Here is a 17,207-nt window from a genome sequence, read left to right on the forward strand (position 1 = left end):
GCACATTCCGCTGGGACAAAAACTCCGTAGGAGGTCTTCTTGATGAGCAATCGTAGGAGCGTCGTCTCTGGACGGCTGCTAAAGGATTTCAAATGAGCATATCCGTCCCCGAGAACAGCCTCCCCGATCTTGTTGTGGAACTCGCGTCTCTACCAAACGAAACCGAATGGGTCGAATTTAAGGAGAATATCGCTGACCCCGCCGCGATCGGAGAATACATCTCGGCTCTCTCCAACTCCGCCGCCATGGCGGGGCAAGTCTACGGATATATGATCTGGGGCGTCAGAGACGATGATCATGCCATTGTTGGTACCAACTTCAAGCCACGGCAAAAGAAGATCGGCAATGAGGAACTTGAAAACTGGCTCTTACGAGTCGTGTCCCCCAAAATCAACTTCGAGTTCTTTGAAGTCATTGTTCAGGCTCACGATGTTGTTGTACTGCGCATAGAGCGCGCATATGGACATCCTGTGCGGTTCCAGGACACCGAATACATCCGAATCGGCAGCTACAAGAAGAAGCTCAAGGAGTTTCCTCAAAAAGAGCGGGAGCTTTGGAGACTTTTTGACCGAACGCCCTTTGAACGGCTGATAGCTCTCGAAAACGTCCGCGGCGATGATGTTCTCAGGCTACTGGACTACCCCGCATACTTTGATTTGATGGGACAGCCACTTCCGGGAACCCCCAACGAAATCCTTAACGCCCTCGCATCCGAACGTTTCGTTGAGCTCTCAGGGTCCGGAGATTGGAACATCTCCAACCTCGGAGCCCTTCTGTTTGCCAAGCGGCTCTCCGAGTTCCAGAATCTGTCCAGAAAGGCCGCCCGAGTCATTCAATACCGCGGTGCAGGTCGAATCGAAACTCTCAAGGAGCAGGTGGGCACCAGAGGCTACGCGAATGGATTTGATGGGCTTGTTGGGTACATCGAGGCCTTGCTGCCAGCCAATGAGGTTGTGGAACGAGCTTTGAGGAAAGATGTTCCGATGTTTCCTCCTCTCGCCATCCGTGAGATTCTTGCCAATGCGCTGATCCATCAAGACTTCACTGTCGGTGGTTCCGGGCCAATGTTTGAAATATTCGAGGATCGCATCGAGTTTACGAGCCCTGGCGTTCCGCTGATGGACCCCGCCAGGTTCGTCGATACACCTCCTCAGTCCAGGAACGAAGCACTTGCTTCTGTCATGCGAAGGGCCGGAATCTGTGAAGAACGCGGAAGCGGCTGGGACAAGATTGTTTTTCAAACTGAGTACCACCAGCTCCCGGCGCCGCTTGTAGAGGTGACGGAGAACCACACCCGGGTCGTGCTCTTCGCGTATCGGCCGCTTACGAAAATGGACAAACAAGATCGAGTTCGAGCAGTCTACCTTCACGCGTGTCTGCGGCACGTCACCCGACAGCACACTACCAACACCTCGGTGCGTGAGCGATTCGGCATAGAACCTCAGAACAGTGCTCAAGCGTCGCGCCTAATTCGCGAAGCTGTTGAGGCCGGATTAATAGCGCCGTTCGATCCCGAAGCCGCACCGAGAATGCGGCGCTACGTGCCCACGTGGGCTGCGGCCGAGCCACAGGCAATCACTACGTAGCGGTGAGCTGACAGTGCCGTCGGATTTACTTGATGGGAACTTGATAGAGGAACCAGCCGACCGTTGGGAACGTCTCACTAGAGCCGGATTAGCAGCATTATTGGTAGAGCGTCTCACTTGATGGGTACTTGATTGGCTAAGCTTCAGGGGCTGAACCGTCATCACCCACTTTGAAGGTGAAACCACCCCGACGCGCCGGGTCGGACGGCGCGCCGCGGGAACCCCGGCGTCAAAGAAGGTCAGGAAGCCACGCGGCGAACCACCGACGGCGGGACGGCCGGCACCCGCTGGCGCTTCGCATAGATCCTGGCTCGTTGGCTGGACAGGGCCAGGAGCACCAGGATGTCCGTCGCCAAGCCGGACAGGCCTGCCTCAAGCGTGAGATTGGTGGTCCCCGTGGAGGCATCGATGGCCTGGACCACGATCGAGATGGAGCTGAGTCCCATCGCAATCACGCGGGCGCCGTTGCTGCCCAGGAATATCCGCCAAGCAAGGAATACCTCGCCGAGCCCGAAGACCAGGACGATCGCAGCTATGGTGACGATTGCCGCCGTCGTGGTTTGTGGGTCAAGGTTGGCGTCCTCGATGGTGATGTTGCCGCCCGAGGTCAGCAAAGTGATGGCCAAAGCCAGCGCGGCCAAGGCCCGGATGACCACGAGGAATGCGCCCGTCATAGTGGGTGCGGGACGGCGGTCGCGGCTGTCCGTCTGACTGCCTGGTTGGTCGGCGGGGACGGGCACGTGGCGGGCATCGATGATGGGCAGATCGCCGTCCGTGGAGATAGAATCGCCGCCGCCATTGCGTGAGTGATATCCGGTGGAAAAGTCCTTGATGACACGGACGGTCACGGCAGGCTCAGCCTCGGACACCGTCCGCACGATGTGGTCCCGCTCTACGTCGGTGTTCTGCTCGATCTTGTGGGTGATCTGCAGGGTGAACAGCGAGAAGCCAACGCTGCGATCGTAGGTGCCGGCGGCGAGCCAGTCCACCTTGTGCCCGCCGGGCAGCATCCAGCCTTCGGGGCAGCGCCAAAAGCGGACGTGGTGGCGTTTGCCGGGGTTGCTGTCCACTTCCTGCTGGTAGGCGAAGTCCTGCTGACGGTCAAAGAGGTACAAGGGGCTGACGGGCGCCTGCGTGTAGCTCTGCCTCAAAAGTGTCGAGCTCACGATGCGCCGGCTGCTGGCGAAGGTCACGTCGTCGGCAATGGTCCACCCGGCGGCCCGCATGATCGCGTGGATCTGCGGCTCGGTGCCGAGAAGGGCCACGTTCACCGGGTCGCCGAGCAGTCCGTCGCTGGTCCGGGCCCGGCCGATGAAGTAGCCGGGAACGTAAATGGTGGTCAGGATGCGGTGGAGGCGAGGCAGCAGCAGGTAGGCCAAAAATGCCCAGAACACAAAGGAGAACCACACCTGGCCCCACCCCAGGTGAAAGCTCTCCCCCACTAACAGGAATGCCAGCCACACCGCAGCGGCTCCACCGAGGACGAAGAAAGCGTGGTCGAGTCGACTGTCCGTGACTCCTTTGTTCGGCGCTTTGTACATTCGGAACTCCCCCTGGGTGCACGTGCCCCTTAAGCTTCGCCTCCCGTCCCCCTTGTGTACACAGGCTTGGGCGTTAAGGTTCGACGCCGGAACTTGCCTCGGCGCCTATCGCGCAAAAAGCATTCCACTTGTGTCATTGACGCACCATTCCACTTGTGTCATTCTTTTCTTAGAGAGCGTGACCCGCATCACGCAATGACCCGCCAATGGAGAGAACAATGAAGCTCGAACACATCCTTCTTGGAGTCCTGCTGGAGCACCCGAGCACGGGCTACGACATCAAGAAGTACCTGGACACCCATGGCCGCTTCCTGCGTTCCAATACGCAGATGAGCCAGGTTTACCGCTCGCTCGGGAGCATGGAGAGCCAAGGTTGGGTGACCCACAGCGTGGACCCCCGGCCCGGCGCACAGGACGCAAAGACCTACCGCGTCACTGATGAAGGAGCCACCGTGTTCCTCGATTGGCTCACCGGTCCGTACCACCCGGCCAGCCGTTTCCAGGACCCCGAACTCGCTGCACGGTTGTCCTTTGCCGGCTTCATGAGCGCCGAGCAACTCCTCCGGATTCTCGACGTCGAAATCCAGACCCGCCAGGACGAGATCGCCAGGTACCGCAACCGCGACCGCAGGGAACAATGGGCTCCCACGATCGCCTTTGACACCGAGCTGGCCGAATCTGTGGGAGAGCGCCTGCACGTCATGGGCGCGAGCGCCATCGATGCCCACGTGGCTGGACTGATCAGCCTGCGCAAGGAGCTCCTGGATGGACAGCTGTCGTCCCGCTCCCTCACCGCAGTACCGGCGGAGCTGCGACCATGAGGGCCATCATTCTCATGTTCGATAGCCTCAACAGGCACATGCTCTCCCCTTACGCGGCGGACACGTTCGTGGATGCGCCCAACTTTGCCCGCCTCGCAGCAAAGACGGCCACGTTCGACAATTTCTATGCCGGTTCGATGCCCTGCATGCCAGCCCGCCGCGAAATGCACACGGGCCGGCACAATTTCCTGCACCGCAGTTGGGGCCCGCTGGAACCGTTCGACGATTCCATGCCGGAGATGCTGGGAAAAGCAGGGGTGCACACGCATCTCGTATCAGACCACCCGCACTATTGGGAGGACGGCGGCGCCACATACCATCCGCGGTACACCACCTGGGAGTTCTTCCGGGGCCAGGAAGGCGACCCGTGGAAGGGTGTAGTACATCCTTCCGACGGAAGCCAGGACTGGCGTGCCGGGATAAAACGGCAGGACCTCATCAACCGCAGCTACATGTCCACCGAGGCAGACCACTCCCAGACCCAAACCGTGGACGCTGGCCTGCACTTCATAGATACCAACCATGAAGCAGACAAGTGGATGCTCCAGATCGAGCTTTTCGATCCGCATGAGCCCTTCTTCACCCACGGCAAATACAAGGCTTTGTACGAGCACGACTACGATGGCCCCGAATTCGATTGGCCTGGATATCAGAAGGTCACCGAGCCTCAGGATCAGGTGGAGCACGCCCGTTGCGAGTATGCCGCTTTGGTCTCGATGTGCGACAAGTCGCTCGGACGCGTTCTGGATGCCATGGATCAGTACAACCTGTGGGAAGACACCCTCCTCCTGGTGAACACGGACCACGGCTTCCTGCTGGGCGAGCACGGTTGGTGGGCCAAATCTGTTCAGCCATGGTTCAACGAGCTGGTTCACCTGCCCATGTTCCTGTGGGACCCGCGCACCGGCGGCAAGGACACCCGGCGTGGAGCTCTTGCCCAGACCATCGACATCGCACCCACCATGCTGCGCTTCTTCGGCGTCGAACCTACGCAGGATATGCAGGGCCACGACCTTGCCGCCGTGCTGCAGGATGACAGCGAAGTACGCGAGGCGGCCCTGTTCGGTATTCACGGTGGCCACGTCAACGTCACTGACGGCCACTACGTTTACATGCGTGCCGCCGTCGATCCTTCCAACGCACCGCTGGAGGATTACACGCTGATGCCCACCCACATGCGGTCCCGGTTCTCAACGGCGGAACTCGCGCAGTGGGAACCTGCGGAAGCGTTCAGCTTCACCAAGGGGCTGCGGACAATGCAACTCCAGACTACCTCCATGATGAACTCGTGGGTCCACGGAACCCTCCTGTTCGACGTGGAAAACGACCCACACCAAACGAACCCGATCATCGATGACGAGTTGGAACTGCGCCTTCTGAAAACACTGGCCAAACTCATGCACGCCAACGATGCACCGGAAAGCCAGTTCCAGCGGCTCGGAATTCCTTTCGATTCCGAACCCACAGAGCAGCATTTGCTCGCCGCCCAGCAAGCGGACAGGGCGCGGCTCGCCTTGGAACCCCTGCCTCCGATCGACAGCTTCGGCGACGGCGGAGCGGCCCTGGCACTGCCCCTTCTGGAACTGCTCCAGGACGTCCGCGGCCGCGAAGCCGTGGAGAGGTACCTCCCCGACCTCATCAGCACTGAGCTGGTAAACATCCCCGCCCAGCTCAGCCTCTACCAGCTCGCAGCCGTCATCCCGGTTCCCTCGAGCGCCCTCGGGTCCATTGCCGAGGAACTGGCTGCCGTCCCCACGGCGTAACTCCAAGCCAGTGACACATCCCCAACCCAGCCTGACAATGTAGACAGGACCTACAGCCCATGACCACCCAACCCAGCCCCGCCCTCGCCACGGAAGCTCCAGCAGAAGGAGCAGCCCAGGCCAGCAAAGTCCCCCACCGCTGGCGAAACCTCGCTGTCCTCACCGGCGTTACCGTCGTGGACAATACGGAAGCCGGCCTCAGTGCCACCCTCTTCCCGACCATTGCGGCAGCCCTGAAACTGCAGAGCAGCCACCTTGGCCTGCTGGCCGCACTCGGCAAAATCATTGCTGTCCCGGCCGGTCCGGCGTGGGCCTGGCTTGCCGGAAAGATCGGCCGACGGAAAGCGCTGATCGCCACTACCTTGGCAGGTGGCGTCTTCGGTATAGCAGCAGGTTTTTCCCAGGACTTCGTGCAACTGCTGATCCTCAACACGCTGATGTCGGCATCGATCATCGGTGGAAGCCCGATCGCCAACGCCATCATCGCGGACTCCTTCGATGACAGCCAGCGCGGCAAGGCTGCGGGCTACTTCTACGGATTCATGAGCCTTATCAGCTCCTTCATTGCCCCGCTCATCGCCTTGTTTACGGGCATTACTGACGGCTGGCGCTTCGGCATGTGGACCATCGGTGGCATCTGCCTCCTGGCCGGCTTGCTTGTGGCACTGCTCCTGAAGGACCCGGGAGTTGGCGCTTCCGAGAAGCAGCTCGCAGACCTCAGCGGCCGCGAGCGCCTGGCCCCTAAAGTCACTGTCCGCTCGGTGACCTCGCTGTTCCGGATTCCGAGCTTCTCCATCATGATGCTCTCGCGGTTGCTGTCCGGGCACCTCCTCATCGCGATCTTCGGTATCCAGTTCCTCGTGGTGGAACGGGGGTTCACCAACGCTGTCGCGGCCATCGTCCTGGTGCCCTTTGGGCTTGGCTACTTTGCCGGAACCGCGGGTGGCGGCTGGCTCGTCGCCCTCCTGGATCGGGTCCTTCCCGATCGCGGCCGGGTTGCCTACCTGCAGGGCGCCCAGGTTCTCTTCGCCGCCGTCGCATTCTTCGCCACCCAATTCGACTACGACAACATCGGCATCTACAGCGCGTTCTGGGCCTTGATCGGCTTCGCCCAAGGAGCCAATCCGCCCGCCAACCGTCCGATCGTCGCGGCCGTCGTCCTGCCGGAACTTCGCGGCCAGGCCTTCGCCATCTTCCTGACCGTTTTCGAGACCATCGGGTGGGCCGTCTTCTCCCTCGGAGCGGGCGCACTGGCCTCAAGCCTCGGAATCCAGGCCGTGTTCCTCTGGACCCTGGTGATCCTTATGCTGGTCAACGCGGCAGTCCTCACGGCCCTCTACTTCTGCTACCCGCGGGACGTGGAGCGTGTCCGCAATGCCCTGGAGGAGCGCCGGCAGGAAGCACTGCACCAGGGCTGACCAAAGCAACAGCCAAGGCTCGACGCCGGCACTCACCTGAGGGCCGTCGTCGAGCCTTTTCGGGTGGTTCCGCAACCCACAGGTCCGTCATGGGTCKACAAATGGTGTGCTCCGGTGCTTAGCATGAAGACTCCGGGAAGCCGGAGTACGCGACCTCTTGAACGACCCCTCGGAAGGTCGGCGCGAAAGCGGCGACCGCGTAAAGGAGAAAACTGTGCGGGAGCCCATAGCCAGCGAGAACGTGTCAGAGAACCGAAGCCTCGCAGGAGATTCCGGGGGGCAGGATACGCCGGCCAACGGCGTGAAACCCACGGACGGCGCTGAGCCTGCACAGGGTGTGAACGGTGCAGAGCCTACGAATGGCGCGGAGGCCGCTGACACTGCAGCATCCGAGCCGGCGGAAATCACTTTTGACGAACAGTTCTATCCCGCCCGCCCGAAAGCCCTGCGGCCAATAGCGCGCAGGCGGCAATTCTTCGCAGCCCGCCCCTCCTTGGAATTCGACGGGCGCAACCCAACGTATGTGGACTGGCTTCGGAACCAGTCGATGCTCGGCGACGCGAACACCATGGCACGGCAACTCTCAGGCCAGGCGAGTATGTGGCAGAACGCCTACGCCCGGCCAAACCCCAGGGCCGCTGTGGAGCGCGCACCCGTGTGGTTCACGGCCTACCCTCTCTCCTTCATCACCCGCGAGGGCCAGTCATTCCTGTCCGCGTTGGGAGATCCGGGGCTATGGAAAGCGTTCCGGGAGATCGGCATCCGTGGACTCCACACCGGACCCGTCAAGCTGGCCGGAGGCATCAGCGGTTGGTCCCAAACGCCTAGCGTAGATGGTCACTTTGACCGCATCAGCATGGCGATCGATCCCGCGTTCGGCACCGAAGAAGAGTTCCGCCGGATGTGCGAAGTCGCCGCAGATCATGAGGGGACGGTCATCGACGACATCGTGCCCGGGCACACGGGCAAGGGCGCGGATTTCCGTCTTGCCGAGATGAACTTCCGCGACTACCCGGGCATCTACCACATGGTGGACATCCCCGAGGAAGACTGGCACCTGCTGCCTGATGTTCCAGAGGGCGAAGACTCAGTGAACATCAGTCCCGACGCGGAGCAGGCCCTGCAAAAGGCCGGGTACATCATCGGCAGGCTCCAACGGGTGATCTTCTACGAGCCCGGGGTCAAGGAGACTAACTGGAGCGCCACCAGGCCGATCGTGGATACCACCGGCAAAACCCGTCGCTGGGTATATCTGCACTACTTCAAGGCCGGACAGCCGTCCATCAACTGGTTGGACCCAACCTTCGCCGGGATGCGTTTGGTGGTGGGCGATGCGCTGCACTCCCTCCTGGACCTGGGCACCGGCGCCCTGCGGCTGGATGCCAACGGGTTCCTCGGCGTGGAGAAGAGCGCTGAGGAGCAGCCGGGCTGGTCGGAAGGCCACCCCTTGTCCGAGGCAGCGAACCAGCTCATTGGCTCCATGATCCGCAAGGTGGGTGGGTTCTCTTTTCAGGAACTCAACCTCACCATTGACGACATCAAGACTCAGTCCGAATCGGGCCCGGATTTGTCCTACGACTTCATCACCAGGCCCGCCTACCACTACGCGCTGGTCACCGGTGATACCGAGTTCCTGCGGCTTACCCTTCGGCTTGCCATGGAGATCGGCGTGGACCAGGCCTCCCTGGTGCACGCGCTGCAGAACCACGATGAATTGACCTACGAACTGCTCCACTTTGCCGCTGGCCACCGGGAGGACATCTTCGAGCTTGCCGGCGAAGAGCTGACCGGTGCCGAGGTTGCCGAGAAAGTTCAGAACACCCTGCGGGAACGCCTCACGGGCGAGAATGGCCCGTACAACGCGGTCTTCACAACCAATGGCATCGCCTGCACCACCGTCAGCTTCATCATGGCGGCCCTGGGCGTCAAGAACCACGCCGCCATCACCAAGGAGCAAGAGTCTCAGGTCCTTGACGCCCACGTGCTCCTCTCCATGTACAACGCGCTGCAGCCCGGGGTCTTCGCCCTTTCCGGCTGGGACCTCACGGGCATCACAGCCTTGGACCGCGCCACGGTACGTGAGCTCACGTCGCAGGGCGACACACGCTGGATCAACCGCGGCGCACACGACCTCATGGGGACGAGCCCCGATGCCAAGACATCGTTGGCCGGGATGCCACGCGCTACCAGCCTTTATGGTCCGCTGCCTGAACAGCTCAAGGATCCGGCCTCCTACGCCCGGCGGCTCCAGCAGATCCTGAAAGTAAGGGAAGAATCAGGGATCGCAACGAGCACTTTGCTGGACGTACCTGACGTTTCCAACCGCGGGCTGCTCGTTCTGGTCAATCAACTTGGCAGCGGCGAGCTTGAGGTCACCGTCCTGAACTTCTCCGACCAAGACATCGCGGGCAGCATCCAGTCCTCGCATCTTGTCCCTGGCGCCAGCGTCCACGATCTGTTCAGTGGCGAAAACGTTGGGCAAGTGGATGATCTTGGCAGCTTCTTCCTCGAACTTCAGGCCTTCCAGGGGACCGCGCTGGTTCTGAAGGAAGCGGAGACCGAATAGAACGCCCGACGTCGGCACCCGGCTGAGTGCCGACGTCGAGCCTTCTTGCGTGGGTCAGGAAGTGTAGGGCACGCGGTGCCAGCTCAGGACGTCGTTACCCGAAGAACTGTTGGGGGCAACCGTCACACGCAGCCACTCGTTGGACGTTGCTGCACCTTCAACGGTCACGCGGCGGATGTTCTCTGCAGCGTCCACGCCGTAGATGCCCAGCCACGGTGAGCCCGCAGTCAACGGTGCATCGTCGTTGTACACGTGGCTGTCGCCGTTGAAGATGTAGATCGGGCCGCCGAAGGACGCGGACCCGGCAGCAATTGCCTCGACGATCGGGCGGAAGCCGCTCACGAGCTCCGGGTTCGCTTCGGCACCCTGCGAGAGCATGAACGGGTCGAACATGTCGGCCTGGGTCATGATTACGACGGCGCGCGAGTCGGTCTTCCTGGCATCTGCAATGTTCGCTGCAACTGGGCCACATCCGCTGCCGTCCTTGCCTGGACCTCCGCAAGTTGAGCTTCATTGGGCACGGTCTCACCGAGACCTGACCAGGGCGCGAGTGAATTGTTGGAACCCTGGACGTTGATGACGGAGAAGGCGACCCGCTCCTTGCTGAATGTCACATTTTCGGGCAGCCCCTGCTCCGCGGCGGATTTGACCGGCATGTTGCCACCCAGGGTCTTTCCCGGAGTGCTGAAGAACATTTCGCGCAAGGTGTCGAGCCGCTCCAGCGGGTTGTAGGCGCCATTGTTTACTCGGTGGCAGTCCACCCATTCGTTGTCGCCGGGCGTGTAGATGAGGGGAGCTTCGAAACGGTCAAACTGGGTCCTGATGGCGGCGAAGTACTCGTCCGTGCATTGAGCGGATCCTGCCTTGATGTCGCCCAGATGCGTGACGAACTTCAACTCGTCCTGGTTGTTCAACTCGGTGACCATCTGCGGAAAGCGTTCGACTTGGGCGGGACCGTACGGAACATCCCCGATCACGCCGAAGGTGAAGGAGGAGTCACCGGCGTCTGCGCTCGGGGCCGCTTGGGCTGGCAATGCGGGGATGGCACCGAGGACCAAGGCGGCGGCTACGCCCAGGGCACGTTGTGTGAGTGACATATCAGGCTCCAGAGATCGGTTTGGCTTTGGGGGCACCGGCCAAATTACCTGCGCAAGGCTACGGGAACGGGAAGCCGAGCCGTCACCTGGATGAACAGGCGGCGCCGCCCCATCACTGGAGCCAATCGCCAGACCTTGGTAGCTTTCAACGCATGGCCATCAAATTTGAGAATGTCGGTATCGCTGTTCGCGATATCGAAGCAGCAATCGCCTTTTTCACCGATCTTGGTCTTTCAGTCATCGGGCGTGACACGATCAGCGGCGAGTGGGCCGACATGGCTGTAGGACTTGACGGAAACCATGCCAAGATCGCGATGCTACAAACCCCTGACGGTCAGGGTCGCCTTGAGCTATTTGAATACATCCACCCGGAAGCGATCGAGTCTGACCCCACGCGCCCCAACGACATTGGCATGCACCGCGTGGCCTTTTCGGTCGACGATATCGATAAGGCCCTCGAGGTAGCTGCAAAGCACGGATTCCATCCGCTTCGCGGCGTGGCAACCTACGGCGACGTCTACAAACTCACGTACCTCCGAGGCCCCAGCGGAATCCTCGTGATGCTCGCCCAGGAACTGAAGAAAGCCTGACGGCCGAAGTTCCTCACATCACCGGCCCGAGGTTCGGGCGATGTCTTGGGCAGAATCCTTCAAGCCGTCCCCGTACTTGTGAGCTGTGACCAGTGGATCGGGCTTCTGCGAGCTGACTCCGGAAGCAGTCTCAAGTGGGAGGCCATTCCGGATCCAGTACTCGATTCCGCCTATCATTTCCTTCACGGAATATCCCAGCTCGGCGAATGCGAGCGCCGCGAAGGTGCTGCCGTTGCATCCCGGACCCCATGAGTAGACCACCACTATTGAACCCGCCGGGATCAAGCCAGCAGCCAGCGTCGGAATCTGCGCAGTCGGAATATGTACCGCGTCGGGAATATGCCCGTGATCCCATGAGGCCTGCCTGCGTGTGTCCACCACAACGAGGGAACCCGGCTCCGACTCTGCCACTTCCATGACGTCAATCTCGCACTGCAGCTTGGCGCGAAAATAGGCGGCGGGATCGAGATTTATGGCGAGCGGCGAGGTTTTCACGTGTCCTCCGTTGAGAAAAGCGGATTCAGCGGCATTCTCCTTCCGCCAAAGCAAAGACTACGTGATCGCGGGCTGGCTTCGCTCTCCTTGGCAACAAACAGGAAGATACCCCCGGGGGGTACTTGCTTTGATACCCCCAAGGGGTATACATTCAATGCATGAGCAATGCAGACCTGAGTATTAGTCAGCCGGGCGGTGACTTCCCGACCATTGAAGTGGATCTGGAGCACGCCGCGCCACACGGTTATACGAGCAACAAGGATGCATACCTGCGCCGCCTGAAACGCATTGAGGGGCAGGTCCGCGGCATCGCGCGCATGGTGGAAGAGGACAAGTACTGCATCGACATCCTCACGCAGGTAGCTGCCGCCACGAAAGCCCTGCACGCCGTCAGCCTTGGGCTCGTCGAGGAGCACATCGGCCACTGTGTGGTTGGCGCTGCCTCCGAGCCCAACCCGGAAGCCCGCGCCGAACAGATCGACGCCAAAGTGAAGGAGGCCACCGATGCCATCGGGCGCCTGCTGCGGTAACTCCGGCACCACACACCACACCATTCAACTCACTACAAAGGAGCGCATCATGAGCCAGACCATCCAGACAAACGTCAACGTTTCCGGCATGACCTGCGGCCACTGTGTTTCAAGCGTGAGCGAGGAACTCGAAGCACTTAACGGCGTGGAAGAGGTCTCAGTGGACCTCAACCCCGGCGGACTGTCCACGGTGACCATCAAATCCACCAACCAGCTCTCGCCTTCAGAAATAGGCGAGGCCGTTGCTGAAGCCGGCTACTTGGTGGTAGCCAACGAAGCCTAGGAGACCTCTTGAGTAACCAGGAGACCTTCAATCAGCCCGAAACCCGGGTCATCGAACTGGACATAGAGGGCATGACCTGCGCCTCGTGCGTCAATCGAGTTGAGCGGAAGCTCGGCAAGCTTGAAGGCGTTGAAGCCAGCGTCAACCTGCCCTTGGAATCAGCCCATGTGACCGTTCCGGCCACAGTAACGGATCAACAAATCGTGGACACCGTCAACGCCACGGGCTACAAAGCCAAAGTCCGCCAACCCCCGGCCCCCCACACCCGCGAGCGCCACGATTACGGCGCCCACTCGGACGGACGCGAATCCACCGTCCCCAGCGAACACGGTCATCACCCAAGCACCGCCACCGGTCTCACGAACGACCACTCGGCCCACGAGGGCCACCAAAATAAGTCCACCCACAATGGAGACGCGGCGCTGGCTGAGTCGACCCAAGCTGCGGAACCGGGAAGCGGCCACGTCCGCAGCGGAGCCACCGGCGGCATGCGGCAGCATGCGTCTAAGCGAGGAACGAGCGAGCATGCAGAGCATGGCGCCCGTGGCACCGCACAACCCGACCACACCGGGCACGAGAATCACGCCGACCACATGTCCCACGGCCCAGCCGCGTCAACACTCCGCCCACGCCTGATCACGGCAGCCATACTGACCATCCCCGTCTTCGCGATCTCGATGGTGCCCGCCCTGCAGTTCACAAATTGGGGCTGGATTGTGGGTGTACTGGCGCTGCCAGTGGTCAGCTGGGCTGCATGGCCGTTCCATAGGGCCGCTGCTATCAATGCCCGGCATTTCGCATCCACCATGGACACGCTCGTTTCGATCGGGGTGATCGCGGCTTACCTCTACTCCGCCTGGCAGTTGTTCGCGGATCCCCGGATGACTGAGCATCCCGGCATGGAAAGCATGTCCGGTGGTGGGCTCTATTTCGAGGTCGCCGCTGTTGTCACCACGTTCCTGCTTTTGGGCCGGTATCTGGAGGCAAATGCGAAAGCAAAGGCCGGCAATGCTTTGAAGGCCCTGCTGAATCTTGGCGCCAAGGATGCCACGATTTTGGTGGACGGCCGGGAGCAGAAAATACCTGCTGAAGAACTCCTGGTAGATGACGTCATTGTGGTGCGCCCTGGTGAGAAGATCGCGACGGATGGCGTGGTCATTGACGGCGCGTCCGCCGTCGACGCCTCTCTCGTTACCGGTGAATCTGTTCCGGTCGAGGTCGGTCCGGGCAGTCAGGTGACAGGCGCCACCATCAACACCTCTGGCCGTCTGTTGGTTCGGGCCACACGGGTTGGGTCCGACACCACCCTGGCGCAGATGGGCCGTTTGGTTAGCCAGGCGCAGACCGGAAAAGCGCCGATCGCACGTCTGGCGGACAGGATCAGCGCGGTGTTCGTTCCGATCGTGCTGGTGCTTGCGCTGGTGACGTTCCTGTTGTGGCTGTTCTTCTCAAGCGACCTCAATGCGGCGTTTACCGCAGCGGTAGCTGTCCTCGTGATCGCCTGCCCCTGCGCCTTGGGGCTTGCAACTCCTGTGGGCCTGCTGACAGGAACGGGCCGCGGCGCCCAGCTGGGCATCCTCATCAAGGGTCCACAAGTGCTTGAGGACACCCGCCACGTGGACACCATCCTGTTGGACAAGACCGGCACTGTGACCAGCGGAAAGCTTGCCGTGGATCATACAGTTGCCCTCAATGGCCACTCACCGGCAGCAGTTCTGACCCTTGCCGGTGCGGTTGAGTCGGCATCGGAGCACCCCATCGCCCACGCGATTGCAGCAGCGGCCAAGGAAGCAATGCCCGACGCCGGTACCTTTCCGGGCGTGGATGACTTCAGTTCCGCTCCTGGCGGCGGTGTCCGGGGAACCGTGACGTTGGACGGCACCGCAAAAACGATTGTCGTTGGGCGCTCAGGCTGGCTTGAGGAGAACGGCATTGCCCTCGATTCCAGCCAACGGGACGAACTCGCAGCCCAGGAGAACAGCGGTGCAACCGCAATTTGGGTTGCGGTGGACGGTCAAGCTGCGGGAATTGTCAGCCTGAGCGATACCATCAAGCCCAGCTCGGCTGCTGCGATCCAGCGGCTGAAGGACCTGGGAATTCGTCCGATGCTGCTGACGGGTGATAACGCTGCCGTGGCCACCCAGGTAGCTGCCGCCGTCGGGATTTCTCCTGATGACGTGTTCGCCGGTGTCTTGCCCGAAGGCAAAGTGGATGCGGTGCGGAAGCTTCAGGACTCCGGTGCAACTGTGGCTATGGCCGGCGACGGCGTGAACGACGCCGCAGCGTTGGCGCAGTCCGATCTTGGCATTGCGATGGGATCGGGCACGGATGTCGCGATCGAAGCCTCGGACCTTACGGTAATGGGCAGCGATCTGGGTCAGCTCGTCCAGGCCATTGAGCTCTCCCGCAAGACGCTCTCCACTATCAAGACTAATCTGTTCTGGGCCTTCTTCTACAACGCGATCGGTATCCCGGTGGCAGCTCTTGGACTGCTGAATCCGATGATCGCGGGCGCAGCAATGGCAGCGAGCTCCGTGCTTGTTGTGGCGAACTCCCTGCGGCTGCGCTCGTTCGGGAAGTAGCGCCTACTACGTAGCAGCACATGACGGTCCGGGTTCCCGGAACGTCATGTGCTGCTATTCACTTTGCAGGGTTGTACCGCTAAGCCGTCCCAAAGCGGACAGCAGCCCGGGCCTTTGCCTTGGCGGCTTCCTCGTCACGATTCTTCGCCGGGGCATGGCTCACCAACGAATCCAGCAAGTGCTGAGTGATGTGGGCGATCTCGTGGACAGCCTCAGCGAAAGCTTCCTCGTTGGCCTTGGACGGCTTGGTGGAACCGCTGATCTTGCGCACATATTGCAGCGCGGCGGCCTCCACTTCTGCCGACGTAGCGTGTGGTTCGAAGTTATGGAGAGTCCTGATATTCCGGCACATAACCCCATGCTAACTATGGGCAGCGCTGCATGGGGAGGGGTGCCCATCGACGCTCTTTGGAATCCCACGATAGGTTTTAGCTATTGGATCTTCCGGATGAGCCGGAGGCCGCTGGGGATGCCGAAGAGCTCGGGTCCGAACAAATGAAGGAGAATCTCATGGCTATTTGGGGTGCAGATGTTGATCAGCTTCGTCAGCTCGGTAACAAGCTGAAGGCCGGTGCCGAGAACATCGAGCAGCAGCGTTCACAGCTCAAGGGTGCCCTTGACGGCACCGACTGGAAGGGCCCGGACGCTGACAAGTTCCGCGGCGAGTGGGACAGCCAGCACGCTTCCAACCTGAAGAAGGTTGCCGACGCCCTTCGCGAAGCCGGCGACCGCGCTCAGAAGAACGCTGAGCAGCAGCAGCAGGCTTCCAACTAAGACAGTGGGGAAAACCCCGGACGCAAAGGCGTTCGGGGTTTTCGCTTTTCCAGGATCAAAACTTGCGGCCGCCCTTAGTCCCGTGGGACCTTGGCGACAGGCCCCGAGGGGACAGGTTCGACGTCGTTCGCGTGATCCAGGACCCTGGCGCGAACGGCCTCTTCAGCGGTCCGGGCGGCCTTGCGGTCGCCGCGCAATTCGTCCACACGGACCAGGACCACACCGCCCACAATCAGAAGTCCGCCCAGCAACTGGATGGGACCCGGCAGTTCGCCCAACAGCAGCCAGGCCCAGATCACGGCGAACAGCACCTCTGTCAGGGAAACGAATGACGCCACTTTGGACCCCAGGCTGCGCGCCGCCATGATCCCTGAAACGTAAGCGAGGACGGTCGCGAGAATAACAAGTCCCACAGCCGAAACCCACCAAGGTATTGTCCATGGGCCGAGGGTCGTATCAGCGGTACTGAATGTCATGGGAATCAGCCCCAAGGCACCCACCAGCCACATGACCAGCGCGCCCACCAGAAGCCCGCCCGAGGCGAGCACCAGTGGAGGAAGAGTGTCATTTTCCTTGGCTGTGATGAAGAAGTAGATCACCAGGCATACTGCTGCAGCCATGCCCCAGAGGACGCCGATGAAGTCCACCTTCACAGCACCGGTCAGGTCCAGGACAAGGACCAGTCCGCCCAGCGAAAGCAGTGCGCCGGCTGCAGTGAGGGACCGGGGACGGCGTCGGCTGGCGATCCAAAGCCACAGCACGATCATCACCGGAGCCAGGTATTCGAGCAGCAGTGCGACACCCACGGACAAGCGGGCCACCGCATTGAAGTAGAACAGCTGACAGCCGGCCACTCCGATGAGCCCGAACAGCAGGATAGTCAGCCAGTTGTCCTTAAGCTGATGCCAGCGGCCGCGGAGAACTACGACGCCGGGAATCGCCAGGATCAGTGCGGCACCGGTGAGTCGTACGGCAACAGCAGCGCCAGGTGACCAGCCAGTTTCCAGCATGGATTTGGCGAAGGAGCCGGAGGTGCCGAAAACTGCGGAAGAAAAGAGAGCGATGCCGAGTCCTGAGGCCAGGAAACCTTTTGCATCAGCCTTCGTCTTTGTAGCTGACACAGCAGCCTCCTGTCAGGAGTAAAGTGGGCTTATGGTCATG

Annotated in this window: 16 protein-coding genes; 10 read left to right on the forward strand and 6 right to left on the reverse strand. The window is 61.1% G+C overall.

All coding sequences use genetic code 11. From position 1 onward, the window contains the following. Positions 1-92: 92 nt before the first annotated feature. Positions 93-1,586 carry an ATP-binding protein gene (locus tag AB4Y87_RS13695; RefSeq protein WP_442004879.1) on the forward strand — a complete coding sequence of 498 codons (1,494 nt, stop codon included), beginning with the start codon at positions 93-95 and terminating at the stop codon, positions 1,584-1,586. 239 nt (positions 1,587-1,825) lie between these two features. On the opposite strand, the gene AB4Y87_RS13700 is transcribed toward AB4Y87_RS13695, so the two are convergent. After that, positions 1,826-3,127: an LssY C-terminal domain-containing protein gene (locus AB4Y87_RS13700; RefSeq protein ID WP_442004880.1), complete on the reverse strand. Its 1,302-nt coding sequence runs from the start codon at positions 3,125-3,127 to the stop codon at positions 1,826-1,828. A 218-nt stretch (positions 3,128-3,345) separates the two neighbouring features. Between AB4Y87_RS13700 and AB4Y87_RS13705 the strand changes: the two genes are divergently transcribed. The 4 genes from AB4Y87_RS13705 (at position 3,346) to treS (ending at position 9,695) form a co-directional block, all read left to right on the forward strand. Beyond that, positions 3,346-3,948, forward strand: a complete 603-nt coding sequence (locus tag AB4Y87_RS13705) for a PadR family transcriptional regulator (RefSeq protein ID WP_431117268.1) — start codon at positions 3,346-3,348, stop codon at positions 3,946-3,948. After that, positions 3,945-5,711, forward strand: a complete 1,767-nt coding sequence (locus AB4Y87_RS13710; RefSeq protein ID WP_442004881.1) for a sulfatase — start codon at positions 3,945-3,947, stop codon at positions 5,709-5,711. Before AB4Y87_RS13705 ends, AB4Y87_RS13710 begins: the two co-directional genes overlap by 4 nt. A gap of 59 nt (positions 5,712-5,770) precedes the next feature. Continuing rightward, on the forward strand, positions 5,771-7,129 hold the full coding sequence (locus tag AB4Y87_RS13715) for an MFS transporter (protein ID WP_442004882.1): 1,359 nt from the start codon (positions 5,771-5,773) through the stop codon (positions 7,127-7,129). Positions 7,130-7,466: 337 nt separating this feature from the next. Further along, entirely contained in the window at positions 7,467-9,695 is a 2,229-nt protein-coding gene (treS, locus tag AB4Y87_RS13720; protein ID WP_442004935.1) for a maltose alpha-D-glucosyltransferase, read from the forward strand. A gap of 54 nt (positions 9,696-9,749) precedes the next feature. On the opposite strand, the gene AB4Y87_RS13725 is transcribed toward treS, so the two are convergent. Together AB4Y87_RS13725 and AB4Y87_RS13730 are read right to left on the reverse strand one after the other, a co-directional pair. Beyond that, positions 9,750-10,103, reverse strand: a complete 354-nt coding sequence (locus AB4Y87_RS13725; protein ID WP_442004883.1) for a hypothetical protein — start codon at positions 10,101-10,103, stop codon at positions 9,750-9,752. Between the two features lie 2 nt (positions 10,104-10,105). Further along, positions 10,106-10,792 (reverse strand): hypothetical protein, encoded by a 687-nt coding sequence (locus AB4Y87_RS13730; RefSeq protein WP_442004884.1) that lies wholly within the window; start codon positions 10,790-10,792, stop codon positions 10,106-10,108. 152 nt (positions 10,793-10,944) lie between these two features. On the opposite strand from AB4Y87_RS13730, the gene AB4Y87_RS13735 reads away from it, so the two are divergent. Beyond that, positions 10,945-11,382 (forward strand): VOC family protein, encoded by a 438-nt coding sequence (locus AB4Y87_RS13735; protein ID WP_442004885.1) that lies wholly within the window; start codon positions 10,945-10,947, stop codon positions 11,380-11,382. Between the two features lie 18 nt (positions 11,383-11,400). On the opposite strand, the gene AB4Y87_RS13740 is transcribed toward AB4Y87_RS13735, so the two are convergent. After that, positions 11,401-11,799 carry a rhodanese-like domain-containing protein gene (locus AB4Y87_RS13740; protein ID WP_442004936.1) on the reverse strand — a complete coding sequence of 133 codons (399 nt, stop codon included), beginning with the start codon at positions 11,797-11,799 and terminating at the stop codon, positions 11,401-11,403. 236 nt (positions 11,800-12,035) lie between these two features. Between AB4Y87_RS13740 and AB4Y87_RS13745 the strand changes: the two genes are divergently transcribed. From AB4Y87_RS13745 to AB4Y87_RS13755, 3 genes are read left to right on the forward strand one after another with little or no spacing between them, the layout of a single operon-like run. Beyond that, positions 12,036-12,407, forward strand: coding sequence for a metal-sensitive transcriptional regulator (locus AB4Y87_RS13745; RefSeq protein ID WP_442004886.1), 372 nt, complete (start codon positions 12,036-12,038; stop codon positions 12,405-12,407). A gap of 49 nt (positions 12,408-12,456) precedes the next feature. After that, the gene (locus AB4Y87_RS13750) at positions 12,457-12,690 is read left to right on the forward strand and encodes a heavy-metal-associated domain-containing protein (RefSeq protein ID WP_442004887.1); all 234 of its coding nucleotides are present in this window, start codon (positions 12,457-12,459) and stop codon (positions 12,688-12,690) included. 8 nt (positions 12,691-12,698) lie between these two features. Continuing rightward, positions 12,699-15,272 (forward strand): heavy metal translocating P-type ATPase, encoded by a 2,574-nt coding sequence (locus AB4Y87_RS13755; RefSeq protein ID WP_442004888.1) that lies wholly within the window; start codon positions 12,699-12,701, stop codon positions 15,270-15,272. A 79-nt stretch (positions 15,273-15,351) separates the two neighbouring features. Here the strand turns inward: AB4Y87_RS13755 and AB4Y87_RS13760 are convergent, their stop codons facing one another. Further along, the gene (locus tag AB4Y87_RS13760) at positions 15,352-15,624 is read right to left on the reverse strand and encodes a DUF2277 domain-containing protein (protein ID WP_216924537.1); all 273 of its coding nucleotides are present in this window, start codon (positions 15,622-15,624) and stop codon (positions 15,352-15,354) included. Between the two features lie 158 nt (positions 15,625-15,782). On the opposite strand from AB4Y87_RS13760, the gene AB4Y87_RS13765 reads away from it, so the two are divergent. Continuing rightward, positions 15,783-16,046 (forward strand): WXG100 family type VII secretion target, encoded by a 264-nt coding sequence (locus AB4Y87_RS13765; protein ID WP_011776688.1) that lies wholly within the window; start codon positions 15,783-15,785, stop codon positions 16,044-16,046. Between the two features lie 74 nt (positions 16,047-16,120). Here AB4Y87_RS13765 and AB4Y87_RS13770 read toward each other — a convergent pair whose 3' ends face one another. Beyond that, a complete protein-coding gene (locus AB4Y87_RS13770; protein WP_442004889.1) occupies positions 16,121-17,167 on the reverse strand; it encodes an EamA family transporter in 1,047 nt (348 codons plus the stop codon). Between the last annotated feature and the right edge of the window lie 40 nt (positions 17,168-17,207).

The sequence above is a fragment of the Paenarthrobacter sp. RAF54_2 genome (assembly GCF_052113945.1).
Classification (GTDB): domain Bacteria; phylum Actinomycetota; class Actinomycetes; order Actinomycetales; family Micrococcaceae; genus Arthrobacter.